The organism is Halomonas aquatica, assembly GCF_040196335.1.
In the GTDB taxonomy this organism is placed as follows: Bacteria; Pseudomonadota; Gammaproteobacteria; order Pseudomonadales; family Halomonadaceae; genus Halomonas; species Halomonas aquatica.
In genome coordinates, this window is the sequence record NZ_JBEGCJ010000005.1 from 387,080 (window position 1) to 409,683 (window position 22,604).

25 protein-coding genes and 1 pseudogene are annotated in these 22,604 nt (G+C 64.5%); 14 read left to right on the forward strand and 12 right to left on the reverse strand.

The annotated features are described in order from the left end of the window. Positions 1–36 precede the first annotated feature (36 nt). From ABE960_RS13025 to putP, 4 genes and pseudogenes are all read left to right on the forward strand, one after another. Positions 37–402 carry a hypothetical protein gene (locus ABE960_RS13025; protein ID WP_349762706.1) on the forward strand — a complete coding sequence of 122 codons (366 nt, stop codon included), beginning with the start codon at positions 37–39 and terminating at the stop codon, positions 400–402. A gap of 71 nt (positions 403–473) precedes the next feature. After that, positions 474–1,286 carry an AraC family transcriptional regulator gene (locus ABE960_RS13030; protein ID WP_349762707.1) on the forward strand — a complete coding sequence of 271 codons (813 nt, stop codon included), beginning with the start codon at positions 474–476 and terminating at the stop codon, positions 1,284–1,286. Between the two features lie 344 nt (positions 1,287–1,630). Next, positions 1,631–2,206 (forward strand): annotated as a pseudogene (locus tag ABE960_RS13035) (aldehyde dehydrogenase family protein); the annotation flags it as partial. 173 nt (positions 2,207–2,379) lie between these two features. After that, positions 2,380–3,870: a sodium/proline symporter PutP gene (gene putP / locus ABE960_RS13040; protein ID WP_349762708.1), complete on the forward strand. Its 1,491-nt coding sequence runs from the start codon at positions 2,380–2,382 to the stop codon at positions 3,868–3,870. Between the two features lie 216 nt (positions 3,871–4,086). On the opposite strand, the gene ABE960_RS13045 is transcribed toward putP, so the two are convergent. Then, complete coding sequence (locus tag ABE960_RS13045) at positions 4,087–4,395, reverse strand: hypothetical protein (protein ID WP_349762709.1); 309 nt, start codon at positions 4,393–4,395, stop codon at positions 4,087–4,089. Between the two features lie 271 nt (positions 4,396–4,666). Between ABE960_RS13045 and ABE960_RS13050 the strand changes: the two genes are divergently transcribed. Then, positions 4,667–5,275: an OmpW/AlkL family protein gene (locus ABE960_RS13050; RefSeq protein ID WP_349762710.1), complete on the forward strand. Its 609-nt coding sequence runs from the start codon at positions 4,667–4,669 to the stop codon at positions 5,273–5,275. A 180-nt stretch (positions 5,276–5,455) separates the two neighbouring features. Beyond that, positions 5,456–6,106, forward strand: coding sequence for an OmpW/AlkL family protein (locus ABE960_RS13055; protein ID WP_349762711.1), 651 nt, complete (start codon positions 5,456–5,458; stop codon positions 6,104–6,106). A gap of 88 nt (positions 6,107–6,194) precedes the next feature. On the opposite strand, the gene ABE960_RS13060 is transcribed toward ABE960_RS13055, so the two are convergent. Both ABE960_RS13060 and ABE960_RS13065 read right to left on the reverse strand, forming a co-directional pair. Beyond that, positions 6,195–6,695, reverse strand: coding sequence for a gamma-glutamylcyclotransferase family protein (locus ABE960_RS13060; protein WP_349762712.1), 501 nt, complete (start codon positions 6,693–6,695; stop codon positions 6,195–6,197). 9 nt (positions 6,696–6,704) lie between these two features. Then, positions 6,705–7,040 (reverse strand): YqcC family protein, encoded by a 336-nt coding sequence (locus ABE960_RS13065; RefSeq protein ID WP_349762713.1) that lies wholly within the window; start codon positions 7,038–7,040, stop codon positions 6,705–6,707. 313 nt (positions 7,041–7,353) lie between these two features. On the opposite strand from ABE960_RS13065, the gene ABE960_RS13070 reads away from it, so the two are divergent. From ABE960_RS13070 to ABE960_RS13085, 4 genes are all read left to right on the forward strand, one after another. Then, positions 7,354–8,379 carry a DUF3549 family protein gene (locus ABE960_RS13070; RefSeq protein WP_349762714.1) on the forward strand — a complete coding sequence of 342 codons (1,026 nt, stop codon included), beginning with the start codon at positions 7,354–7,356 and terminating at the stop codon, positions 8,377–8,379. 24 nt (positions 8,380–8,403) lie between these two features. After that, positions 8,404–8,841 (forward strand): ATP-dependent zinc protease family protein, encoded by a 438-nt coding sequence (locus ABE960_RS13075; protein WP_349762715.1) that lies wholly within the window; start codon positions 8,404–8,406, stop codon positions 8,839–8,841. 35 nt (positions 8,842–8,876) lie between these two features. Then, a complete protein-coding gene (rimK, locus tag ABE960_RS13080) occupies positions 8,877–9,785 on the forward strand; it encodes a 30S ribosomal protein S6--L-glutamate ligase (protein ID WP_349762716.1) in 909 nt (302 codons plus the stop codon). A gap of 108 nt (positions 9,786–9,893) precedes the next feature. Further along, positions 9,894–10,340, forward strand: coding sequence for a hypothetical protein (locus ABE960_RS13085; protein WP_349762717.1), 447 nt, complete (start codon positions 9,894–9,896; stop codon positions 10,338–10,340). On the opposite strand, the gene ABE960_RS13090 is transcribed toward ABE960_RS13085, so the two are convergent. The 7 genes from ABE960_RS13090 to ABE960_RS13120 form a co-directional block, all read right to left on the reverse strand. Beyond that, positions 10,261–11,043 carry a SanA/YdcF family protein gene (locus ABE960_RS13090; RefSeq protein WP_349762718.1) on the reverse strand — a complete coding sequence of 261 codons (783 nt, stop codon included), beginning with the start codon at positions 11,041–11,043 and terminating at the stop codon, positions 10,261–10,263. The genes ABE960_RS13085 and ABE960_RS13090 overlap by 80 nt on opposite strands. 20 nt (positions 11,044–11,063) lie before the next feature. After that, entirely contained in the window at positions 11,064–11,636 is a 573-nt protein-coding gene (gene sufT / locus ABE960_RS13095) for a putative Fe-S cluster assembly protein SufT (RefSeq protein WP_349762719.1), read from the reverse strand. Positions 11,637–11,654: 18 nt separating this feature from the next. Further along, positions 11,655–12,896 carry a cysteine desulfurase gene (locus ABE960_RS13100; protein WP_349762720.1) on the reverse strand — a complete coding sequence of 414 codons (1,242 nt, stop codon included), beginning with the start codon at positions 12,894–12,896 and terminating at the stop codon, positions 11,655–11,657. Between the two features lie 2 nt (positions 12,897–12,898). Then, positions 12,899–14,248, reverse strand: coding sequence for a Fe-S cluster assembly protein SufD (sufD, locus tag ABE960_RS13105; RefSeq protein ID WP_349762721.1), 1,350 nt, complete (start codon positions 14,246–14,248; stop codon positions 12,899–12,901). After that, a complete protein-coding gene (gene sufC / locus ABE960_RS13110; protein ID WP_349762722.1) occupies positions 14,245–14,997 on the reverse strand; it encodes a Fe-S cluster assembly ATPase SufC in 753 nt (250 codons plus the stop codon). Before sufC ends, sufD begins: the two co-directional genes overlap by 4 nt. Positions 14,998–15,083: 86 nt before the next feature. Continuing rightward, a complete protein-coding gene (gene sufB, locus ABE960_RS13115) occupies positions 15,084–16,526 on the reverse strand; it encodes a Fe-S cluster assembly protein SufB (protein WP_349762723.1) in 1,443 nt (480 codons plus the stop codon). A 70-nt stretch (positions 16,527–16,596) separates the two neighbouring features. Next, positions 16,597–17,058: an SUF system Fe-S cluster assembly regulator gene (locus ABE960_RS13120; protein WP_349762724.1), complete on the reverse strand. Its 462-nt coding sequence runs from the start codon at positions 17,056–17,058 to the stop codon at positions 16,597–16,599. A gap of 222 nt (positions 17,059–17,280) precedes the next feature. On the opposite strand from ABE960_RS13120, the gene ABE960_RS13125 reads away from it, so the two are divergent. The 4 genes from ABE960_RS13125 to ABE960_RS13140 all read left to right on the forward strand — a co-directional run bounded on the left by ABE960_RS13125 (position 17,281) and on the right by ABE960_RS13140 (position 20,194). Then, positions 17,281–17,424, forward strand: a complete 144-nt coding sequence (locus tag ABE960_RS13125; RefSeq protein WP_349762725.1) for a hypothetical protein — start codon at positions 17,281–17,283, stop codon at positions 17,422–17,424. Positions 17,425–17,445: 21 nt separating this feature from the next. Next, complete coding sequence (locus tag ABE960_RS13130) at positions 17,446–18,348, forward strand: complex I NDUFA9 subunit family protein (RefSeq protein WP_349762726.1); 903 nt, start codon at positions 17,446–17,448, stop codon at positions 18,346–18,348. A gap of 199 nt (positions 18,349–18,547) precedes the next feature. Then, complete coding sequence (locus ABE960_RS13135; RefSeq protein WP_349762727.1) at positions 18,548–19,489, forward strand: 2-dehydropantoate 2-reductase; 942 nt, start codon at positions 18,548–18,550, stop codon at positions 19,487–19,489. Between the two features lie 66 nt (positions 19,490–19,555). After that, positions 19,556–20,194 carry a DsbA family oxidoreductase gene (locus tag ABE960_RS13140; RefSeq protein WP_349762728.1) on the forward strand — a complete coding sequence of 213 codons (639 nt, stop codon included), beginning with the start codon at positions 19,556–19,558 and terminating at the stop codon, positions 20,192–20,194. Positions 20,195–20,828: 634 nt separating this feature from the next. Here the strand turns inward: ABE960_RS13140 and ABE960_RS13145 are convergent. Together ABE960_RS13145 and ABE960_RS13150 are read right to left on the reverse strand one after the other, a co-directional pair. Beyond that, positions 20,829–21,341 carry an Hsp20/alpha crystallin family protein gene (locus ABE960_RS13145; protein WP_349762729.1) on the reverse strand — a complete coding sequence of 171 codons (513 nt, stop codon included), beginning with the start codon at positions 21,339–21,341 and terminating at the stop codon, positions 20,829–20,831. 251 nt (positions 21,342–21,592) lie between these two features. After that, a complete protein-coding gene (locus ABE960_RS13150; protein WP_349762730.1) occupies positions 21,593–22,501 on the reverse strand; it encodes an EamA family transporter in 909 nt (302 codons plus the stop codon). Between the last annotated feature and the right edge of the window lie 103 nt (positions 22,502–22,604).

Sequence of the window (22,604 nt, forward strand, 5' to 3'; positions counted from 1 at the left end):
GCCTGGAACGGGCCCGACCTCCCGGAGTCGTCAATCATGTACGTGTTTCTGCTGGTCCTCGTTGTCTGCCTGGTGATCTTCGGCGGCATGGTCGCCCTGCTGATGCTCTCTGGCACCCCGCGCTTCCGGACTGAGCCCGAACACCTGATAGAACTCTTCGACAAGGCGCTGGAGAGTCGCGTCAACGAGTCCGAATGGTATGCCGTGGTCGGCTACCCGATTCGCCATGACGACTATCTGGAGGGGATTCGAGGCCGGGCACAGCGGTTGATGGACGAGCACGGGCGGCATGGCCGTCTGACCAGGGGCAAGCCGTTGCTCGACAGCACCGGGCAGGAGGAACTGAAGGCGCTGCGTGACCACCTGGCAGCCCATACCGCCCTCAAGCGCAAGCGCGACTGACACCAAACGTTGAAGGCCCATCCGTCACACTGTGTTGTCATGTACTCGCCATGCCCAGCCGGAGGCCAATCATGCCCAGCGCCATCCGCCAGATCCCGCTCGACACCGCGACCCATCACCACGCTCACGACTTCCACCAGATCGTGATCGGCCTGCGCGGCGAGGCGGAGTTCGATATCGAGGGTCTGGGTGGCTCGATTTCACCCTACTCGGGCTGCATCGTTCCGGCCAACCACATGCACTACTATTCCGGCACTGGCGACAATCACCAGCTGATACTGGACCTTCCTCGGCAGGCCTTCGCCGTGACGGGGCCTCATAGCGAACTGATCAGCCTGTTCGACGCCCCACGCTTCTTTTCGCTCGATACTGCCCTGCAGCACTACCTGGATTTCCTGCTTCAGGAGTTGAGCCTGCTGAGCCGTGAAGGGCCCGTCGCCCCCCTCCACAACGAGCGCATGGCCGGCACCCTGCTGGGCTCGCTGCATGCCCGCCTGGCCAGCGAGCCAGCGACATCCGCCCGCAGCCTCGACCTGGCTGCCCTGGATCGATTCATCGACCGTCACCTGGGCAACACGCTGCGAGTGGCCGACCTGGCCGCGGAGGCCTGCCTGAGTGAGGCACATTTCAGCGAGCGTTTTCGTCAAAGCACCGGACTTTCACCATGGAAGTACGTGATGCGACGCCGACTCGATGGCGCCCGAGCATTGGTGCAGCAGAACCGGTTGCCGCTCTCCGAGGTTGCCGCCCTGACCGGCTTCTCCAGCCAGAGCGCCCTTTCACGTGCATGCCGCCAGGCATTCGGCAGGCCCCCCAGCCAGTTGCGTGGAAGCCTCAGCCCCGGCCCCCTTGAGCCGACCCAGAAGGTCAGCCATGCCTATTAGACGAAGTGGATTTTTCAACCATCACATGGCCATAACCCGGCAAACCGTTAAATTCTACCGGGAAATCGACAAGCAGGACGCCTCTAAGGCTCCTACGCTCTCTATGGGAACCCCGTCACGGCATGAGACGTGTCGTCTCCGGCCGAGAATCGCCCAATGAAGACGGCTCACAACCTGGGGGTTAGATGTTAAACGCCAAGGATATGCTGGCTGGAGAGACCTGGCAGCAAGAACTCGATACCCTGTTCGCGCGTATCAGCGATCACTATGTGGTCGATGAGGAAGCCTTCGTTCGCGAACTGATCGACCTGCTGTCCGCCGATGAGGCTGACTTCAAGGGTACCGCCGACCAGGCGGCTGAACTGGTGCGTGAAGTCCGCGAGATGGACACCGCGGTGGACTCCATCGATGAGCTGCTGCAGCAGTACAGCCTGGACACCCATGAAGGCCTGTTGCTGATGTGCCTCGCCGAGGCCATGCTGCGTATTCCCGACAAGGCCACCGCCGACGGCACCTTCGTCGCACCTGTCGCGTTCGAGATCGATGGCATCGAGGCTCCGGAACGCGAGCAGTTCGGTCCCGTCCTGCATATCGTTCGCCACAAGGCAGGCGAGATCAACAAGGTGGTCGACTCCATCAATTGGCGGGGTTATGGTCTGACCTTCGGCGTGCATAGCCGAAACCAGTCTTTCGCCAACGAGATAGCGAAGAAGATCCGTGCCGGGAACGTCTGCGTCAACCGCAACATCATCGGTGCGGTTGACGGCGTCCAGCCCTCCGGCGGACAAGGGCTCTCTGGTACCGGTCCCAAGGCCGGCGGACCGCACTACCTGCTGCGCTTCGCCACCGAGAAGACCGTGACGGAGAACACCGCCGCCCTGGGTGGCAATGCGTCGCTACTGGCGCTTGGAGACGAGTGAACCTCACTCATCAACACAACAACACGGAAGGCCCCCTATGGTTGATAAAAATGCCGCTACCGGCTTCACCTTCGCGCCCCGCCTGATCGTGATGCTCGCCATCAGCACTCTGGCATGATGCGTAACAATAACCTGTCGGAGCTACTTCCGGCGTAAAGAACTGGAGAGGTTTTATGGCTATTGGTGTCTGGATTAGTCTTTTCGCATATTTTGCGCTCATGATCGCCATCGGCTTTTATGCGATGCGCAAATCCACATCCACGTCCGAAGATTACATGTTGGGTGGCCGACAACTCAGTCCACAGGTGGCGGCCCTGTCGGCCGGCGCATCGGACATGAGCGGCTGGTTGCTGCTGGGTTTGCCCGGGGCAATGTTTGTATCCGGTCTGGGTTCGGCCTGGATCGGTATCGGTCTGCTCGTGGGCGCGTTCTTCAACTGGACGCTGGTCGCACCTCGTCTTCGCGAACAGACGCTTCACTATAACGATGCGATCACCATTCCGGAATTCCTGGGCAACCGGTTCCCGACTCAGGCCATTCCGCTGAGAACGGTATCCGCTGTCGTCATCGTTGTCTTTTTCGCGGTTTACACGGCATCAGGCCTGGTGGCAGGCGGCAAGTTGTTCGAAACCGCGTTTGCCGGACTTTTCAACATCGGTGGCCTGAGTGACTATGCTGCGGGCGTCGTCATCACGCTGGGCGTGGTACTTGCCTATACCGTTGTTGGCGGTTTCCTGGCCGTGAGCATGACGGACTTCGTGCAAGGCTGCATCATGATGCTGGCACTGGTGATCATGCCGGCGGTGGTGCTCTTTGGCGAAGGTGGCGGCGGTTTCGCTCAGGCATCACAGACCTTGAATGACGTCGATCCCACCCTGCTGTCTTGGACGGAGGGACTGACGATCATCGGCTGGCTGTCTGCGGTGACGTGGGGGCTGGGTTATTTCGGTCAACCGCACATCATCGTGCGCTTCATGGCCATCCGCTCTCAGAAGGATGTTCCCATTGCCCGTAACATCGGCATGAGCTGGATGCTGATCTCTCTGATCGGTGCTGTGTCTCTGGGTATTTTCGGCCGGGCCTATGCCGTTCGCAATGGCATGAATGTCGAGGATCCGGAAACGATCTTCGTCATCCTGGCGGACCTGCTGTTCCATCCGCTGATCACCGGCTTCCTCTTTGCCGCACTGCTCGCTGCGATCATGAGCACCATCTCCAGCCAGCTTCTGGTGTCATCTTCCTCACTGACCGAAGACTTCTACCGCCTGTTCCTGCGTAAAGAAGCTTCGGAGAAGGAAACCGTCGGCATTGGCCGCATTTGTGTTGTGCTGGTGGGCCTGGTTGCCGCCGTCATTGCGTCTGACCCGAATTCCAAGGTCCTGGGGCTGGTCAGTAACGCTTGGGCAGGCTTTGGTTCGGCCTTCGGCCCGCTCATCATCCTGTCGCTGATGTGGTCGCGGACGAACGGCGCCGGCGCCCTCGCGGGCATGATTGTGGGTGCCGTCACCGTCATGCTCTGGATTTCGCTGGGCTGGAACGGAGAGTTCATGGGTGGTCCCGGGGTATACGAGATCATTCCTGGCTTCATCGCCGCCTTCATTGCCATCGTGGTGGTGAGCAGTGTGACTGCCGATGCTGGTGAATATCAGCAGATCACTCGCTAAAAGAGCGCGCATGACGCACTCGATGTAGTGAAAGGGGCTCCTGCGGGAGCCCTTTTTATTGGCTGCTGATACATGGCCAACCGAACCAGTATGGCCGCCACGATAACCAGCGCTCTGATCACGAGAGTCACACGACCACGAGAATCACACCCTGGCCTGATCGCCTGGGGTAGGCAACACGAAAGCCGCCCGAGGGCGGCTTTCCTCGTCAAGGGCTCACCCCAGGATGGAGAGGCTCACGATCACCCCCGCGAACACCCACAGGGCCAGGTGACTCCAGGGAGCTCCGGCCTGACGCCAGAGCCAGCCCTCTCCCACCTCGAGCGCCAGCGGTCGCACGAAGGCCGCCCCCAGCGCCCAGGCACCGATCACGATCAGCGGCAACCGCCACACCAACGGCAACGCCTGGATGAGATCGGGACGCAGCAGCAGCCACACCGCCACCCCCGCCGCCAGACATAGCGGCAACATCGCTCCATCGATCATGCCGAGGGCAGACCCGGCACGGAGATTTCGGCCAACCATGAGCGGCTCCGATGACATCACGCTCCTTCAGTGAAGCCGAAACCGGGCCAACTGGCGAGGCGCCAGGCAGGAAAAGAAAAAATTATTATACAAGTATTGTTTGTCGAGCTACTGTTTGTACAGCTATATCGCAAAGAAAGCGCCCTGCTGGGCTATCAGGTTGATAAAAAAGTTCTACAAGACGTTGAAATACACCGTTCCCTAGAATCCCGCATGCGCCAACTCGATGCCTGACGGGCGTAAGCACTCTTGATGAACAAGGAGCATGACCATGAAATCGAAGACTCTGATCGCCACTGCCGCCCTCGCCGCCGCCGGCATCGTCACCACCCAGGTAGCCATGGCCTACCAGGCCGGTGATATCTATGTGCGTGGCGGCATCGCCAAGGCCGAGGTCGCAGACGACAACGGCCGAGTAGCTGGCACAGACCTGAATGTCTCCGACGAGCGCGGATTTGCCTATGGTGTCGGATACCTGTTCAGCGACGCGCTGGGCATCGAGCTCAACGGCACCGAGGCCGTCGAACACGACCTGGCGCTGGGAAATACCGGCATCGGTGGTGTCGATCGCATGCCGATCAACCTGATGGTCAACTACTACCCGCTGGGCGGCACCACCTCCCGGGTACAGCCGTATCTGGGCGCCGGTCTCAACTACACCCATTTCTCCGAGGAGGAACTGGACGGACTGGACATCGACAGTTCTTATGGCTTCGCCGGTCAAGTCGGCGTGGACCTCGCCGTCACGGACTACCTGCTGGTCGGGGCCTTCGCCCGGTATTCGGACGTCAATGCGGATGTCGAGCTGAACGGCAGTGACATTGGCGAGGCCGAGATCGATCCGATGACGATCGGCGGCGGGGTGACCTTCCGCTTCTGACCTTCCTGACAGACATCATCAAACGCCGGGCCAGATGGCCCGGCGTCTTCGTTTTTCGCCTGCAATCCGATGCCGCCAAATTCTTGCGCTGGATCAATGCTGCACCAGCGAGGCATCGCTAGACTGCTGGCATTCTCTAACGCGGCCCGCTGCCGCCCTCCCCAAACCAGGAGTAGACCCATGCAAAAGAATGCCCTTCCCGCCCTGCTCGCCGCCGGCCTTGCCGCCGCCGGCTTCACCGCCAGCACCCAGGCCTTCGCCTATGGCGCCGGCGACGTCTTCACCCGCGTGGGCGTGGCCAAGGTCGAGCCCAAGAGCGACAACGGAAGCCTTGATCTTTCCTTTGCTGATGCGGCTCTCTCTTCACAAGACGTCAACGTTGACGACGACAGCGCCTTTGCTTTCACTCTGGGCTATCGCTTCACCGACAAGCTGGGCATGGAGCTGCTGGCCGCCGAGCCCTTCGACCATGGCTTCCAGGTCGAGGACGTGACGAATGGTTCAACCGATCACCTGCCGCCGACCCTGACACTGCAGTATTACCCTCTGGGCGGCTCGGATGCCCGCGTTCAGCCCTACGCCGGCGTCGGCGTCAACTACACCCGCTTCTCAGACGAGGAGCTAAATAATGGGCTGTCGATCGAGTTGGATGACTCCTGGGGCGCCGCCGGCCAGTTGGGCGTAGACCTGCTGATCGACGACAACTGGGCGCTCAACGCCGCGGCCTGGTACCTTGATATCGACACGGATGCGACCGTGGCCGGCCAGGATGTCGGCACGGTCGAGATCGACCCGGTGGTGGTGATGGCGGGCCTCAGCTTCCGCTTCTGATCGCCCTCTCCCGAACCGTGCAAGGCCCGCCTTACGGCGGGCCTTGTCGCGTCTGGCGTCTGCATCTGGGGCTGAATCAGGACAGCGTTCAGCGCGGGGTATGTCGCGAGAGACCTAGGGCCGCCAGGGTAGCTTCATCCAGCCCGGCCACCGCCTCCACCCCGGCAAGGCGGGCGTGATAATCGGGGGTCAGGAAGGGCTCCCCGGCCAGCAGGTGCACGAGGTACTCCCGGGCCGGCCGCAGCGCTCCGGCGGTGGTGCCCGGCGCGGCGATGTAGACCCAGGACTCGATGGTTCCTTCACGCGTCGCGACCGGCAGGCGATGGCGGTCATACTCGTGGGGATAGCCCTCGAAGGGATCCATGTCCCGGATCTGCCCGGGGTGCTCGAGCTCGAACAGCGCCCCCTCCACCCGTTCACCGGCCGATGCCGACACGTTGGCATGGGCGATGCCCGGCACTTTCGATGCCTTGTCGAAGCGCAGGACATGGTCGTGCAGCACACCTGGCAGCACGCGGCGGGTGCATCCAATCCGGGCGGCGACCCGCGCGGGGTTCATGTTGCTGCCATAGGCGAAATAGTAAGGCATGTGACGGTCTCAATTCTCGGTGACCAGGCGGTCGATCTCCTCGACAACGCGGCACAACAGCAGCCGGTCGCTGGCGCGGGCTCCCTCCTGCGTGAGCCAGGCCTCCACCGCAGGTGCCACGTCGCACTTCACCGGCATCGGCGAACGTGCCTCGACCAGGGCTTCCAGGCGCACGATGAAGACGAAGCGCAGCCACTGGGGCAGGCTCATGGTATCGATGCAGAACGGCTGGACGCTGTCGAAGGCGTCCGGGTCGGGGCGCTCCATACGCCAAAGGCTCGCGGCTTTCATGGTGGCCTCGAGCTCGCGCAACGCGGTCCCGAGTTCGTCGTGAACGGTCGTCATGAACAATCTCTTCGGTGCATGTGGTCCCATTATCCCCGTTCGTCCCCGCCGCTGGCCACCCCGAAGGTTTTCCACCTCTTGAGCTTTTCCACCCCTTGGGCCACGACCACCACCCACCTTTTGCACAGTGCACAGATATCCTGAACGGCCCTGTGGATAAACGCTGGAAAGGTGTCGCCTGCCCACGTCTCATGCGTGATGGCGCCGACTGGTCAGGAAATGATCAGCTCATGTTCGTCGAGGCGACGTCCTCGGGCGGCTGACAGCACCCAGACGGCGCGGTAGAGTGCACGGTTCGTGATACGGAGACAGCATGCAACCTATCAACAGCCTTCATGATTTCTTCCAGCGCAGCGGTGCCGAGGTGAGGCTCTACCACCTGGGTCGGCGGGTCGAACCCTGCGCGCTGGAGACCCTGGCCGCCTTCGAGGCCGGCGAACTGGCCTGGCCGGCGCCGTGGCAGGGAACCGCTCGCCTGGCCATGGTCTTCCGCCTGGGAGACTTGGAAGACCCGCTGATCTGGTTCCTGGCCCTGCCGCTGGATGAGCAGGGTCACATCGACCCGGCCCCGCGAGACGCCTTCGTGCAACGCCTGCTGGAGACCCTCGGCCGTAGCGTGCAGGGCCTCGGCCGTGCCGAGAGCGATGAGATCGACAACCTGATGAAGGATAACCCGCTGGCCTTCAGCCCCTCGCTGCCCTTCCAGGCCGTACTGCATGCCCGCGCCAGCCTGGATGCCGACCTGCCGGCCAGTGAGCACCTGGAACCTGCCGAGGCCTACCTGACCGGGCAGCAGGCGATCGACTGGCGTGCCCTGGGCCTGCAAGGTCTGGCCGATGCCGTGGTGCGCAGCGACGAGACCTCTCGCCGGGCGCTGGCCGCCCACCTCGACGCCCTGCCAAGCGAGGTACTGACCTCGCTGTGCTACTGTCTGGAGCATGTCGATATCGACGTCGACCTGGCACAGGCACTGCGCCGGCGCGGGGAGGCCGCAGGCGCCAGCGGCGATATCGAGACCTTCTGCGCCTGCGTGCGGGCAATGAGTGGCGCCGCGACCGAACAGGCCGGCGCCTGGTTCGATGCCCTGCTCGACGACCCGGATGCCTGCGGCCCCGACCTGCTGGCGGCCATGGCCGGGCGCGGCTGGCACCACCTGGAGGACGCCGAGCGCCTGCCCCGCTTCCTCACGCGCCTGGCCGAGGCCCCCGCGGCCGACTTCATGGCCGTGGCCCGCGACCTGGCGCTGATTCCGCGGCTGCGTCTGCCGCTGCTGATGACGCTACGCGAGGCCGAGGCGGATTCCGCGATTGGCCGACGCCTGGCAGGCCTGTCACGCTGAGCGCAGAAACCTGGGAGCGAGATGATGAAAGAACTGCCCTTTACGCCCAAGGCGGTGATCGGTCGCCGCGAGATGGTCAACCTGCCGGAGCTTCACCTGAGCCTCTGCGCCAAGGCCGACACCGGCGCCCGTACCTCGGCGCTGCATGCCGAGGACATCGAGTCCTTCGAGGAGGATGGCCACCTCTGGGTCAGCTTCACCACCCGCAGCGGAGGCCCCGGCACGCCAGCCCACGTCCACCGCATGCACCTGCACGACAGGCGACAGGTGACAAGCTCCAACGGCCAGGCCGAGTGGCGCTTCGTGATCCGTACGATGATGCAACTGGGCACCATGGAATTCCCGGTGGAACTCAGCCTGACCGACCGCCGCGACATGCGCCACCCCATGCTGCTGGGGCGTCGAGCGCTGCGCCGCCTGCTGGTGGCGCCAGGCGTTGCCTTCCTGCACGGCGAACCCTGACCTTCCCTCTCTCTGTATCGACCCAGGAGTCCTGAATGCATATCGCGCTGCTGTCACGCAATCGCAACCTCTTCTCCACGCAGCGCCTGATCGAGGCGGCCGAGCAACGGGGGCATACCGCACGTGTGGTCGATACCCTGCGCTGCTACATGAGCATCGCCTCGCACCATCCCTCGATCCACTACAAGGGCCAGGAGCTAGAGCCGTTCGATGCGGTTATTCCGCGTATCGGCTCCTCGATCACCTTCTACGGCTGCGCGGTACTGAGACAGTTCGAGATGATGGGCACCTACGTGATCAACGACAACGTGTCCATCACACGATCCCGCGACAAGCTGCGTTCGCTGCAGCTGCTGTCACGCAAGGGGCTGGGGCTGCCGATCACCGGCTTCGCCCACTCCCCGGACGACATCCCCGACTTGATCACCATGGTCCGGGGCGCCCCGCTGGTTATCAAGCTTCTGGAGGGCACCCAGGGGATCGGCGTGGTACTGGCCGAGACCAACCAGGCCGCCGAGAGCGTGATCCAGGCCTTCATGGGCATGAAGGCCAACATCATGGTGCAGGAGTACATCAAGGAGGCGAAGGGCGCCGATATCCGCTGCTTCGTGATCGGCGACAAGGTGGTCGCCTCGATGAAGCGACAGGCCGCCGAGGGGGAGTTTCGCTCCAACCTGCACCGTGGTGGCAGCGCCACCACAATCCGCATCACCCCGGAGGAGCGTTCCACGGCCATCCGGGCCGCCAAGGCCATGGGACTGCGAGTGGCCGGCGTCGACCTGCTGCGATCCAACCATGGCCCGGTGATCATGGAGGTCAACTCCTCGCCGGGCCTGCAGGGCATCGAGACGGCCACCGGCAAGGACATCGCCGGCCTGATCATCGAGCATCTGGAGCGCAACGCCGCCCCGCGGTTCAAGGCCCCGCCCCGCCCCAAGGGATGACAATTTCCCCCTAAGGCTAGCGGGGAACCCCCAATTTATTGAGCCCCGGGGGTGGCAAATGCAGGGCGACAGCCCCACAATCTGCGTCACCGAAGGAGGTGACAACTCATGTTTCTCGACAATCGCCAGGTGGCGATGGACAGCGCCCTCGAGGCGATGGCCGACAGCATCGACTACTTCCAGGACAATATTGAGCGCCTGGACCCCTCTCTGCGTGACACCCTGAAGCCCCACTACGAGGCTCGGGCCAAGTGCATGCAGAAGCTGCAGGATCTGGCGCGCAAGCACCTCAACCTGCTGCCCCGAGACGCCGATGTCGAGCGTGACGACTACATGTGGCTGTGGAGCCGCCTGAAGAGCTTCGTCGGCAACGAGAGCCTGGTGGTGATCGGTGAGCTGCTGGAACAGGAGCGGGTGCTGATGCAGACGCTCTCCACGCTCTTCACGCATCCCCTGCCCGAGACTATCGAGCCGGTCATCGAGAATTGCTGGAAGGACTGTCGGGCTCTGATTCGCGAGCTGTATCGTCTCCAGACGGAGCACCAGAAACACTGAACATCCCCGGCGGCAAGAGCAGGCGATCCTGTTCCCGCGGCATGATGTCCAGCGGCTCCAGCGGCCCCAGGAAATGCGGCTCACGCCCCCACACGTAGAGATCCCCCAGGGTGGCCACCCGAGCTACCCATTCCCGCAGCTTCAATCGCCACAGCCCGGACACCACGTGCTCCGGAGCGGCACAGCCGCGCACCTCGAGGCCTAACGCCTTGCCAATGAACAACGCCCGCGGCAGGTGCCAGTCCTGGGTGATCAGCAGCGCCCGCTCTACACCGAAGACATCCCGTGCCCGCGACAGGGTGTCGAAAGTGCTGAAGCCAGCATAATCCAGGGTCATGTCTTCATCGCGCACGTCGCGACCACGCAGGTCACGCCACATGGTGACCGGCTCGTTGTAGTAGCGGGTACTGTTGTCGCCGGAGATCAGCAGATGGTCGACCAGTCCGAGCTGGATCAGTCGGGAAGCAGCATCCATGCGCCCCTCGAAGTGCGGATTGCGATCCCCGCTGCGCGTCCAGTGAGAAGTGCCGAAGACGATGCCCACGGGTTCGCTGACGCACTGCTGCGGCTCCGCCTCGATGAGGCCAAGGGTCCGGCCCAGCACATAGAAATTGGCCAGCACGAACAGCACCCCTGCCAGGAGCGAGAGCGCTCCCAGCGACATCAGTACCGCCTTGAAGACCTTCCAGACTGGCAGGCGCATGGGTCTCCCCGCAGAAGGCGCTAGAACATCCCCAGTTCCAGCTTTGCCTCGTCGCTCATCATCTCACGACTCCAGGGAGGATCGAACACGATCTCGGTATGAACCTTGCTGATCTGCGGGGCGCCGAGAATCTTGTTGCGGGCGTCGGCAGCTATCACATCGCCCATGCCGCAGCCCGGGGCGGTCAGGGTCATGCGGATGGTGACGATGCGCTCGCCGGTGATCAGCCGCTCGATGCGGCAGCCGTAGACCAGGCCCAGATCGACGATGTTGACGGGGATCTCGGGGTCGAAGCAGGTACGCAGCTGGTCCCATACGAACTGCTCGATCTCCTCCTCCGATGCCTCCTCGGGAAGCGTCGGGCGAGGAAGCGCTTCAAGGCCCAGCGCATCCAGGTTGGCGCCCTCGATGAGGTAGAGGCGGCCCTCGAAGCCCACGCTGACCGTGCTGCCCTTGGCCTGCATCACGCTGACGATGCTGTCCTCCGGCATGGTCACGGCCTTGCCGAACGGAATGGAGATCGCCTCCACGTCGCGCTGAAGGGGCAGCTCCTGCCCCCTGTGAAGGGTGGCAATCTGCTCGATATCGCTCATGTCGCTCCTTGATAATCCTCAGCGCAGCATGCCGACGACGCGCTCGAGCCCCTCGACGAAGACGTCGATCTCCTCGGGCGTGTTGTAGGCGGCGAAGGATGCCCGGCAGGTGGCGTCTACCCCGAACTGCGACAACAGCGGCTGGGCACAGTGGTGACCGGTACGGATCGCCACGCCAAGCTGGTCGATCAGCAGCCCGATGTCCTGGGAGTGCGCGCCGTCGACCACGAAGGAGAGCACACCGGCCTTCTCCGGTGCGGTGCCCAGGATACGCAGTCCCTCGATGCGAAGCACACCCTCGGTGGCGTGCTCGAGTAGCCTCGCTTCCCAGGCGCCGATCAACGGAACGCCGATCTCGCCGACCCACTCGAGGGCACGCCCAAGGGCGATCACCTCGGCGATGGCCGGCGTGCCGGCCTCGAACTTATACGGGATATCGGCGAAGGTGGTGGGTGTCTCGAAGGAGACCGTCTTGATCATCTCGCCGCCGCCCTGCCAGGGATGCATCGCCTCGAGCAGTTCGGCGCGGCCGTAGAGCACGCCAACGCCCGTGGGGCCATAGACCTTGTGGCCGGAGAACGCATAGAAGTCGGCATCGATGTCACGCACGTCGATGACCTGATGGGGCGCGGCCTGGGCACCGTCGACAAGGATCCGTGCCCCATGCTCATGGGCCACACGGGCCATCTCTTGCACCGGGTTGACGGTACCGAACGCATTGGATATGTGGTTCACCGCGACCAGACGGGTGCGCTCGGTGAAGAGGTCGCGATAGGCTGCCATATCCAGCACGCCGCGCTCATCCACCGGAATCACCTTGATCGTGAACCCCAGCTCACCGGCCAGCAGCTGCCAGGGCACGATGTTGGAGTGATGTTCGAGGCGCGAGATCAGCACCTCGTCGCCGGCCGTCAGGTTGGTCCGGCCCCAGGCGTTGGCCACCAGGTTGATCGCCTCGGTGGTGCCACGAGTAAAGACGATCTCGCGAGTCTCTGCCGCATTCAGGAAGGCACGCACGGCCTCACGGGTTCCCTCGAAGGCCGCGGTCGCCTCGTCGGCCAGGGTGTGCAGGCCCCGATGGATGTTGGCGTTGTAACGGCTGTAGTAGTCGTCGAACGCCTCGATCACCTGGCGAGGAGTCTGGGTGGTGGCGGCATTGTCCAGATAGACGAGTGGCCTGCCATGGACCTCCCGGTCGAGGATCGGGAAGTCACGTCGCAGCCTCGACACATCCAGCGTCAGGTCGCTGAAATCGGCCATGCTTACTCCTCGTTCAGGGCCGCAGAGGCTTCCACCAGGCCGGCCAGATTGAAGCGCTCGGGAAGCTTGCCGGCGACCGCGAGCTCGACGCGTTCGGCCACGACATCGAGATCCACCTCATCCATCACCTCACCGGCGAAGGCCAGGGTCAGCAGTCCACGGGCCGTCTGCAGGTCGATGCCGCGGGTGCGCAGGGCAAACACGGCCTCCTCGTCGAGCTGGCCGGTGGTAGCGCCGTGGGCGCACTTCACGTCATCGGCATAGATCTCGAGCTCGGGCTTGGTGTCGATCTCCGCACGATCGGAGAGCAGCAGGTTGGCATTGCTCTGCTCCGCCTCGATCTTCTGGCTGTCGCGCTTGACGATCACCTTGCCGTTGAAGACGCCATGGGCCCGGTCGTCGAGGATGCCCTTGTAGTTCTCGCGCGAGAAGGTGTGCGGCGCGTTGTGGTTGACCAGGGTGTGGTTGTCCACATGCTGGCGGCCCTGGCCGTAGAAGAGGCCGTTGAACTGCGCCTCGGCCCCCTGGCCGTTGAGCTCGGCCACCAGGTCATTGCGCACCAGGCCGCCGCCCAGGTTGAGGTTGAAGGAGGTGTAGCGGCTGTCGCGGGCCTGTTCCACGTGGATGCTGGCCACGTGCAGGTCCTTGAGCGGCGCTTCCTGCAGCTTGTAGTGGGTGAGGATCGCTCCGCGCTCCAGGATGATCTCCTCCACCAGATTGGTGAAGTTGGCGGCGGCGTCCTGACCTACGTGGTGCTCGATCACCGTGGCCTCACTGCGGCCAGCCATCTGGATCAGGATGCGCGGATGGCTCATCACCGCCTGCTCGCCCTCCCGGGAGAGGAACTGCAGGATGATGGGCTTCTCCACCCGGGTCCCCGGCGCCAGGCGCAGCACGGCGCCCTCCTCCATGAAGGCGGTGTTGAGCGCGGCGAAGGCCGAGAACTCCACCCCGGTCAGCCGACCCAGGGGCCCGCCCACTGCCTCATGGTTCTCCTCGAGGGCCGACGAGAGCGGTACCAGTTGCGCGCCGTCGGGCAAGTCGTCGAGCTGGGACAGGGCCGGGGCGAAGACGCCATCGACGAAGGTCAGTCGATGGGCCTCGATCGGCAGCGTCAGCGCCGCCGCACTGGCGGGGGAGAACTCGGCGTCGTCGGCCAGCGCGAAGTCGCCCCGGGCGATGGCACGCACATCGGTGTACTTCCACTCTTCGATGCGGCGATGGGGAAAGCCCATGGCCTCGAAACGCGCGGCACCCGCCTGGCGCCTGGCGGCGATCCAGGTGGGTTCCGGCCCGCGGCCGGCATTGCGCTCGGCGAGACGGTCGAGAAAGGTCTTCACGTCATCACTCATGCAGCAGACTCCTCCTGCAGCCAGTCATAGCCGCGGCTCTCGAGCTCACGTGCCAGATCGGCGTCGCCGCTCTTGACGATGCGGCCGTCGACCAGCACGTGAACGCGATCCGGCACGATATAGTCGAGCAGGCGCTGATAGTGGGTCACCAGCAGGATGGCCCGATCCTCGGCGCGCAGAGAGTTGACACCGTCGGCCACCACCTTCATGGCATCGATGTCGAGGCCGGAGTCGATCTCGTCGAGCATCGCGAGCCTGGGCTGCAGCACCAGCATCTGCAGGATCTCGTTGCGCTTCTTCTCGCCGCCGGAGAAGCCTTCGTTCACGGCCCGCTGCAGGAAGCTGGTGTCCATCTTCATGGAGGCCACCTTCTCCTTGATCAGCTTCATGAACTCCGGCGCCGGAATCTCGCCCAGGCCCTCGGCCTCTCGCTTGGCATTCAGCGCCGCCTTGAGCAGGTAGATGTTCTTCACCCCCGGGATCTCCACAGGGTACTGGAAGCCCAGCAGCAGGCCGGCGCGGGCGCGCTCCTCGATCTCCATCTCGAGCACGTCCTTACCCTCGAAGGTGATCGAGCCCTTCGTCACCTCGTAGCCATCCTTGCCGGCGATCACCGCCGACAGGGTCGACTTGCCGGCCCCGTTGGGGCCCATGATGGCGTGGATTTCACCGGAATTGATGGTCAGATCGAGCCCCTTGAGGATCTCGGAACCCTCGATCGTGACGTGCAGATCCTTGACTTCGAGCATGTTGACTACCTTCTGATCTGGCAGCCGCCGCAGCGGCTCGCATAGATAAATTCGTTTCTCACTCACCCGGAACGCGTCAGGCCGCCTTAGCCGACGGCGCCTTCGAGGGTGACGTTGAGCAGTGCCTCGGCCTCCACGGCGAACTCCATGGGCAGCTCCTGGAAGACGTCCTTGCAGAAGCCGTTGACGATCATGCTGACCGCGTCTTCCTCGGAGATGCCCCGGCTCTGGCAGTAGAAGAGCTGATCCTCGCCGATCTTGGAGGTGGTCGCCTCGTGCTCGACGGTGGCGGTGCTGTTGCCGATCTCCTGATAGGGGAAGGTATGGGCGCCGCACTGGTCGCCGATCAGCAGGGAGTCGCACTGGGTGAAGTTGCGCGCCCCCTTGGCCCGCGGGCCCACCTTCACCAGGCCGCGATAGGACTGGTTGCTGCGGCCGGCAGAGATGCCCTTGGAGATGATGCTGGAGCGGGTGCCCTCGCCGATGTGGATCATCTTGGTGCCGGTGTCGGCCTGCTGACGGCCGTTGGTCACCGCCACGGAGTAGAACTCGCCGATGCTGTCCTTGCCGCGCAGCACGCAGGAGGGATACTTCCAGGTGATGGCGGAGCCGGTCTCGACCTGGGTCCAGCTGATGCGCGAGCGATCGCCGCGGCAGTCGCCACGCTTGGTGACGAAGTTATAGATGCCGCCCTTGCCATTCTCGTCGCCGGGGTACCAGTTCTGCACCGTGGAGTACTTGATGTAGGCATCCTCGAGGGCCACCAGCTCGACCACCGCGGCATGCAGCTGGTTCTCGTCACGCTGGGGCGCGGTGCAACCCTCCAGATACGACACCTGGGCCCGGTCTTCACAGATGATCAGGGTGCGCTCGAACTGCCCGGTGTTCTCGGCGTTGATGCGGAAGTAGGTGGAGAGCTCCATGGGGCAGGTCACCCCCTCCGGCACGAACACGAAGGAGCCGTCGGTGAACACCGCGGAGTTGAGCGCCGCAAAGTAGTTGTCGCCCTGGGGCACCACGCTGCCCAGGTACTGCTTGACCAGCTCCGGGTAATCGCGGATCGCCTCGGAGATGGAGCAGAAGATCACCCCCGCCTCGTAGAGCTTATCCTTGAAGGTGGTGGTCACCGACACCGAGTCGAAGACCGCATCCACCGCCACGCCCGCAAGGGCAGCCCGCTCGTGAAGCGGGATGCCCAGCTTCTCGTAGGTCTCGAGCAGCTTTGGGTCGACCTCGTCGAGGCTCTGGGGGCGGTCCTCGTCACGCTTGGGGGCGCTGTAGTACGAGATCGACTGGTAGTCGATGGGCGGGTAGTCCAGATGCGCCCAGGAGGGCGGCGTCATCTTGAGCCACTGATGGTAGGCCTTGAGGCGCCACTCCAGCATCCACTCCGGCTCACCCTTCTTGTTCGAGATGAAGGCAATGGTGCTTTCGTCCAGGCCTGGCGGTACCGTGTCGCTCTCGATGTCGGTCACGAAGCCTTCCTTGTAATCGCGACGGACAAGCTGTTCCATTTCCTGACTTGCCATGATGTCTCCCCTCCCGGGCGGTTGGGTCGGCGAGCGAGGCTCGCCTCGGGTAGTGAAATGCGCGGATGCGTCAGGCCTCGGCGGCCAGACTCACACTCTGAATGGGCAACTGTACCGGTAGCTTGATCGGATTCTTGTCGGCCAGGTGGGCCAGGGTCACGCTGTCGAGCAGGTTGCGAATAGCCAGGGACACGCGCTGCCAGTTGTCCGCCACCCCGCAGGTAGCGGCCAGATCACAGTCACCGCCGGCCTGGCTGCACTCGGTCATCGCCACCGGGCCCTCGATGGCAGAGATGATGTCGCTGGCGGTGATCTGCGACGCGGGGCGGGCCAGGGAGTAGCCGCCCTGAGCGCCACGGCGCGACTCCAGCAGGCCTGCACGCACCAGCATCTTGAGGGTCTTGCTGACCGTGGGATGAGGCAGCTGGACCGCCTCGGCAAGCTCCGCGGCGGCCTGGGGCTGCTCCGGGTGACGGGCAATCTGCGCCATCACCACGGCGGCGTAGTCGGTCAGTCGCGAAAGCTTGAGCAAGGCCTCACTCCCCGGGGGAGCATTTCCCCCTCATGTTCGATTGGGGACCATTTTAGTCCTGTATGATTTTGATGTGAAGCCCCGCCGCCCAATCGCCCGGATCACGGCACGTTATCCGCCTCTTTCATGGATGCTGTCATCATTCGCATTCGATGGCCGACCGACCTTTCCCCCGGCTCAGCGCCTCGGTAGCATGTCAAAAAACCGTTTGAGGCAGACCCGATGTCGACATCCTTCATGCTGCTGATCGGTGCCGCATTGACGGTACTTGCCGCCCTTCACTGGCTGGTGTTTCGCCTGGTCAAGCGGGCGATCACCCGATCCTCCCCGGCCGACCGGAGCGTCGACGATTCGGGCCGAGATTGAGCGGCCACAGGAGAAATGATGATGCGCGAGGGTCCGATCACGGTCTTCGGCGGCACCGGGTTTCTCGGTGACGCCATCGTCCGGGAGCTGGTGGAGACGGGCCACCCGGTGCGCATCGCCGCCCGCCACCCGGGGCGGCCTGAGTGGGCCGAAGCGGGGGACATCATCGAACTGGCCGCCGCTGACATCCGTGACGAGGCAAGCGTTGCCGAGGCGCTGGCGGGCGCCAGCGCCGTGGTCAATGCCGTCAGTCTCTATGCGGAGACGCGCGATGCCAGCTTCGAGGCGATCCATGTCACTGGTGCCGGACGGCTGGCCCGTCAGGCCAGGGCGGCCGGCATAGAGCGGCTGGTGCAGGTCTCCGGCATCGGAGCCTCCCATGACTCGCCCTCGGCCTATGTGCGGGCCCGCGCCCGCGGCGAGGATGCCGTGCTGGAGGCCATGCCCAAGGCGATCATCGTGCGCCCCAGCGTGCTGTTCGGACCTCAGGATGCCTTCCTCTCGGGCCTGGAGGGACTGACCCGGCTACCGCTGATTCCGCTGTTCGGTCGCGGCACGACCCGGCTGCAGCCGGTGCATGTGGGGGACGTGGCCCGAGCCATCGCACAGCTCTCGGGCCATCCCGCCACCCAGCGGCGCCTCTTCGAGTTCGGTGGGCCCGACGTGCTGAGCTACCGCGAGATCCTCGAGACGCTCCTCGCCCACCTCAATCGAGAACGGACCCTGGTGCCGATACCCTTCCTCGCATGGCGGCTACTCGCCGCCCTGGCCACATGGCTGCCCGGCCCACCGCTGACCCGCGACCAGGTGATCCTGATGCAGTCCGACAACGTCGCCGACGAGGATGTCGGCGGCTTCCGTGACCTGAAGATCCTGCCTCACTCGCTTTACGAGAGCCTGGCGAGCTGTCTGCCGTCTTCATAGGTGAAACCGGAACCGCACTCGGGGCAGTTGGGCAGGTCACTCATCGAAAATGTCCTGTGCAATATAGATCAAGGCGGAAAGCCTACACCCCCCGCGTCCGAGCCGCTGCAGCCGAGTCATCTCCCAGTCGATCATCGCCCAGTCGCGCACGTGACGGTATGCTCCCGATGAGGATTCGCTGAAGGACGAGGAGACAAGAATGAAGATCGCGATCATGGGCAGCGGCGGCGTGGGCGGCTACTTCGGCGCCCGCCTGGCAGAGGCCGGCGTGGACGTCACCTTCATCGCCCGCGGCGAGCACCTGGCGGCCATCCGTCGCGACGGCCTCGCCGTGTCGAGCGTCGAGGGAGACGTGACCATCGCGCCGGCCAGCGCCAGCGATGACCCGGCCGAGGTGGGCGTGGTGGACGCGGTGATCATGGCGGTGAAGGCCTGGCAGGTCCGCGAGGCCGCCGAGGCGATCCGCCCGATGGTCGGCCCCGCCACCCTGGTGCTGCCGCTGGAGAACGGTGTGGAGGCCGCCGACACCCTGGCCGATGTCCTCGGCGAGTCCGGCGTGCTCGACGGCCTGTGCGGCATCCTTGCCTGGCGCGAGGGGCCGGGCCGGATTCGCCATGCCGGCGTCTCCCCCACCGTGCGCCTGGGGCCCCGACACCCCGATCAGGCCGAGGGCGCCCGGCGCCTGCAGGCCACCCTGGACCGCGCCCCGGGCGTGCGTGCCGAGATCCCCGACGACATACAGGCCGCGGTATGGAGCAAGTTCCAGTTCATCTGCGCGATGAGCGGCATCGGGGCCATCACCCGGGCCCCCATCGGGGTGACCCGCACCCTTCCCGAGACCCGCGCGCTGATCGAGCAGCTGCTCGCCGAGATCGAGGCGGTAGCACGTGCCCGGGGCGTGGCGCTGCCGGAGGACGCCGTGGACCGTGCCATGACGTCCATCGACGCGCTACCGGCCGCGAGCACGGCCTCCATGCAGCGAGACATCTTGGCGGGTCGACCCTCCGAGCTGGAGTCCCAGAACGGGGCGGTGGTGCGCCTGGGCCGAGAGGTCGGCGTCGACACCCCGCTCAACACCATGATCCATGCCGCCCTGCTGCCTCAGGAGCGGACGGCCCGAGCAGACGAGGCGGCAGGCTAGGCCGACGTGTCCTCTGCTGGACCTGCTGTTACCCTGTCGGGCCTTGCCGTGACACCAGGAGGCCCGATGACCCGGCCGCGCATCACCCTCGACGTCTTCAGCGACTACGTCTGCCCGTTCTGCTATCTGGAAGCGCCGGAGCTCGAGGCCCTGGCCGAGCGCTTCAGCGGCGAGGTGGAGATCCGCTGGCGAGCCTTCGAGCTGCGTCCCGAACCCGAGCCGACCCTCGACCCCGATGGCGACTACCTGCACGACGTCTGGCAGCGGGCCGTCTATCCCATGGCGGCCGAGCGCGGCATGACCCTGCGGCTTCCCCGCCTACAGCCGCGCTCGCGGCTGGCCCACGAGGCCAGCGCCTGGGCCGGCGACCAGGAAGGCGTCCGCCCCGGAGCCGGCGATGCCATGCGCACGGCGCTGTTCAAGGGCTTCCTCGAGGAGAGCCTGGACCTGGCCGACCCCGAGGCACTCGCCGGGGTAGCGGAAGGGCTCGGCCTGGACGGCTCAAGCCTGCACCAGGCGCTGGACGAGGGTGACTACCGAGAACAGGTGCTCGCCGACCAGCGGCTCGCCGGCGAGCTAGGCATCGGCGGCGTGCCGGGGCTGCGCTTTTCGCTGGATGGTGAGCACGCCGGCGTACTCGAGGGCGCGCAGCCGCGTCGGCAACTGTTCCTGGCCATGGAGCGATTGCTTGACGCGATGGGCTGATGTGACGGTCCATCACCAAGGTGAGCGGCCCCGATGTCAGCAGCTCAACGACCTGCCGGATCGCCACGCCTGTTCATAAGCCCCTCGCTGCCTGGCCCCTGATATGCCGTAGTCAGATGCATGACCCGCCTCGCCCATATGTCATGCACAACATGGTGCCTTCACGGTGGCCGAACAGAACAGCGTGATCGCCTTCTATCACGAACGGATGCTGGCCCATTAACAGGATATCGAGGTGCCCTTCCTGCCGGGGCGTATGGATAAGCGAATCCGCAGCCTGCTGTCGGGGCTAGGGGTGCCCTGGAAGTATCCCGAAAACCCCGCCAGGCTCACCGCCATTCGGCACCTGCTCGATCTCGAGCCAGTTCACGGAGTGACCTTCGAGACCCGCAGGGCGTCGACGCCTGAGCAGTTGGGGCGCGGCGTCAGGTCAGTGCTCAAGGTGTTCGCCAGTGAAGCGCCACCGGAACCCAGTCAGCGCGGCGTTACCGAGGTGAAAGCCGCAGCGGCCTTTCACTGTGCGGCATTTGTCGAGCATGAGGCCCCGGAGGATGTCGATCAGGCTCGATACCATGGCCAGGACCTGGGGCCGGCATGCCGGAATGCTCGTCCCGGCATGCCGGATCCAGCAGGGTTACTTCACCTCGACCTTGCGGCGATTGGCCTGCTTGCGCTTCGGCAGGGTCAGCTCCAGGACGCCATTGGTGAAACTGGCCTCAGCCTTGTCGGCATCGATCTCGCAGGGCAGTGCCACCGTCCGGGTGAAGGACCCATGAGAGATCTCGGAGTGGAAGTACTCGCCCTCCTCCTTCTTGCTCTCCTCGCGGTGTTCGCCCTTGATGGTCACCGCGCCGTCGGTCACCGAGACGTCGAGTTCCTCGCGATCGAAGCCCGGGGCTTCGGCGCGTACCACCACCTCGGTGTCACGATCAATGACATCGACCTTCGGCATGCCCTTCTCGAAGGCGGCGAATCGCTCCCAGAGGGGATGCTCGCCGCGCATGGAAGGCATCCAGCCGCGATCGAAGAAAGTATCCAGCATCCGATCGAATTCCCGGAACGGACTCATCGCACGCGACGACTCGGGCGCGGAAGTGCCAGAAAAGACCGGAACATCCTTGGAAGCCTTGGTGGGTTTCTTGGCCATGGTCATATCTCCTGATCAGCAGGTCACACTGGACCGGGTCGAAGAGGACGAGTTCGGCACCGCCGGGAAAACCACGCCGGCAGGCGGCTCCGGCCAGCAGCATTAAGAAATGCTCGTCCCAGGATTCAGGATAGCCCCGCCCTACCCGGCCGTGTTGACGCAGATCAACAGGAGTCTCGCCATGCACTGACCGGTAGACGCGACCCTGGCGGCGCGATCCGATCCGCGCCCCGCTCGCCTGTCGCGAGGGTTCAGTCCACTCGTGCCTTGAGCACCGATCCCGCTGAGAACGCCAGCATCAGGAAGGCGCAGCTGAAGAACATCGTCTCGGGCGAGATCGGCTGTCGCAGCCAGAGGGCCGCCGCAACGATCGCCGTGATCGGCTCGAAGCCGTAGAGAATGCCCGCCACCCCGGGGCTCAGAGGTTCGCGCCCGTCGTCGCCATGGGCCACCCCGAGCTGCAGCAGCGCGTACCCGAGGCCCGTGCCGACGGCGCCCGCGAGAATGACATCCCCGTTCCCCGCGGCCTCGAGCAGGCCAGCGATGGTTGTGTCGGTGGTCAGCAGCGCCAGGGCGGCAGCAATGACGCACCCATAGGTAAGATACCAGCCGACGGAGGTCAGATCTTCGTCGGATTCCCTCCCGCGCAGCAGCACGGGCAGCAGACCGTAGATCACACCGCTCAGGACCGCAGCCGAGAGGGTCCAGGAGACCTCCGCACGGGCGTTATGCGCCGAGAGGATCGTGGCGATCAGCGCCACCAGTACGGAGGTCAGGATGAAGACATGCTCTAGGCGCAGGCGACCAGAGGTCTCCACCAGAAAGCCGACGACGGCAGACGTGCCGACGAGGGTGACGATCACGGGTGTCACGTCGTTGGTCTTCAGCGCCAGGCTGTAGAGAAAGATAGTCGCCCAGCCGATCAGCAGGCCGTTACGCAGGAGGGACAGATGCTCCCGAGGGGTGCGCTGGATCGGCACCGCGCCGCGGTTCAGGCGGCAGACCCCGATCACGGCCAGGGCGCCCCAGAAAAGGCGGCCCGTGACAAGCTCGGCGGTACTGAGACCCGTGGCGAAGGCCTCCTCGGTCGGCACGACCACGAGCCCGATCATCGCAGCGCCTGCCGCGAAGTATACGGCGCGGGGGATGGAGAGCGTCATGGGGCCCGCGTGCCATAGAGGAACGGAACGACAAGACGGGAGAAGAGCAAGAGTTCTGTCCTGGTGGCGTCTGTTCCCACAGACAGGAAAGGCATCATGCCGA

What these genes read in the sequence shown, in the direction of transcription:
- ABE960_RS13025 (WP_349762706.1), top strand. Translation starts at nt 37, where the DNA reads ATGTACGTGTTTCTGCTGGTCCTCGTTGTCTGCCTGGTGATCTTCGGC.
- ABE960_RS13030 (WP_349762707.1), top strand. Translation starts at nt 474, where the DNA reads ATGCCCAGCGCCATCCGCCAGATCCCGCTCGACACCGCGACCCATCAC.
- putP (WP_349762708.1), top strand. Translation starts at nt 2,380, where the DNA reads ATGGCTATTGGTGTCTGGATTAGTCTTTTCGCATATTTTGCGCTCATG.
- ABE960_RS13045 (WP_349762709.1), bottom strand. Translation starts at nt 4,395, where the DNA reads ATGGTTGGCCGAAATCTCCGTGCCGGGTCTGCCCTCGGCATGATCGAT.
- ABE960_RS13050 (WP_349762710.1), top strand. Translation starts at nt 4,667, where the DNA reads ATGAAATCGAAGACTCTGATCGCCACTGCCGCCCTCGCCGCCGCCGGC.
- ABE960_RS13055 (WP_349762711.1), top strand. Translation starts at nt 5,456, where the DNA reads ATGCAAAAGAATGCCCTTCCCGCCCTGCTCGCCGCCGGCCTTGCCGCC.
- ABE960_RS13060 (WP_349762712.1), bottom strand. Translation starts at nt 6,695, where the DNA reads ATGCCTTACTATTTCGCCTATGGCAGCAACATGAACCCCGCGCGGGTC.
- ABE960_RS13065 (WP_349762713.1), bottom strand. Translation starts at nt 7,040, where the DNA reads ATGACGACCGTTCACGACGAACTCGGGACCGCGTTGCGCGAGCTCGAG.
- ABE960_RS13070 (WP_349762714.1), top strand. Translation starts at nt 7,354, where the DNA reads ATGCAACCTATCAACAGCCTTCATGATTTCTTCCAGCGCAGCGGTGCC.
- ABE960_RS13075 (WP_349762715.1), top strand. Translation starts at nt 8,404, where the DNA reads ATGAAAGAACTGCCCTTTACGCCCAAGGCGGTGATCGGTCGCCGCGAG.
- rimK (WP_349762716.1), top strand. Translation starts at nt 8,877, where the DNA reads ATGCATATCGCGCTGCTGTCACGCAATCGCAACCTCTTCTCCACGCAG.
- ABE960_RS13085 (WP_349762717.1), top strand. Translation starts at nt 9,894, where the DNA reads ATGTTTCTCGACAATCGCCAGGTGGCGATGGACAGCGCCCTCGAGGCG.
- ABE960_RS13090 (WP_349762718.1), bottom strand. Translation starts at nt 11,043, where the DNA reads ATGCGCCTGCCAGTCTGGAAGGTCTTCAAGGCGGTACTGATGTCGCTG.
- sufT (WP_349762719.1), bottom strand. Translation starts at nt 11,636, where the DNA reads ATGAGCGATATCGAGCAGATTGCCACCCTTCACAGGGGGCAGGAGCTG.
- ABE960_RS13100 (WP_349762720.1), bottom strand. Translation starts at nt 12,896, where the DNA reads ATGGCCGATTTCAGCGACCTGACGCTGGATGTGTCGAGGCTGCGACGT.
- sufD (WP_349762721.1), bottom strand. Translation starts at nt 14,248, where the DNA reads ATGAGTGATGACGTGAAGACCTTTCTCGACCGTCTCGCCGAGCGCAAT.
- sufC (WP_349762722.1), bottom strand. Translation starts at nt 14,997, where the DNA reads ATGCTCGAAGTCAAGGATCTGCACGTCACGATCGAGGGTTCCGAGATC.
- sufB (WP_349762723.1), bottom strand. Translation starts at nt 16,526, where the DNA reads ATGGCAAGTCAGGAAATGGAACAGCTTGTCCGTCGCGATTACAAGGAA.
- ABE960_RS13125 (WP_349762725.1), top strand. Translation starts at nt 17,281, where the DNA reads ATGTCGACATCCTTCATGCTGCTGATCGGTGCCGCATTGACGGTACTT.
- ABE960_RS13130 (WP_349762726.1), top strand. Translation starts at nt 17,446, where the DNA reads ATGCGCGAGGGTCCGATCACGGTCTTCGGCGGCACCGGGTTTCTCGGT.
- ABE960_RS13135 (WP_349762727.1), top strand. Translation starts at nt 18,548, where the DNA reads ATGAAGATCGCGATCATGGGCAGCGGCGGCGTGGGCGGCTACTTCGGC.
- ABE960_RS13140 (WP_349762728.1), top strand. Translation starts at nt 19,556, where the DNA reads ATGACCCGGCCGCGCATCACCCTCGACGTCTTCAGCGACTACGTCTGC.
- ABE960_RS13145 (WP_349762729.1), bottom strand. Translation starts at nt 21,341, where the DNA reads ATGGCCAAGAAACCCACCAAGGCTTCCAAGGATGTTCCGGTCTTTTCT.
- ABE960_RS13150 (WP_349762730.1), bottom strand. Translation starts at nt 22,501, where the DNA reads ATGACGCTCTCCATCCCCCGCGCCGTATACTTCGCGGCAGGCGCTGCG.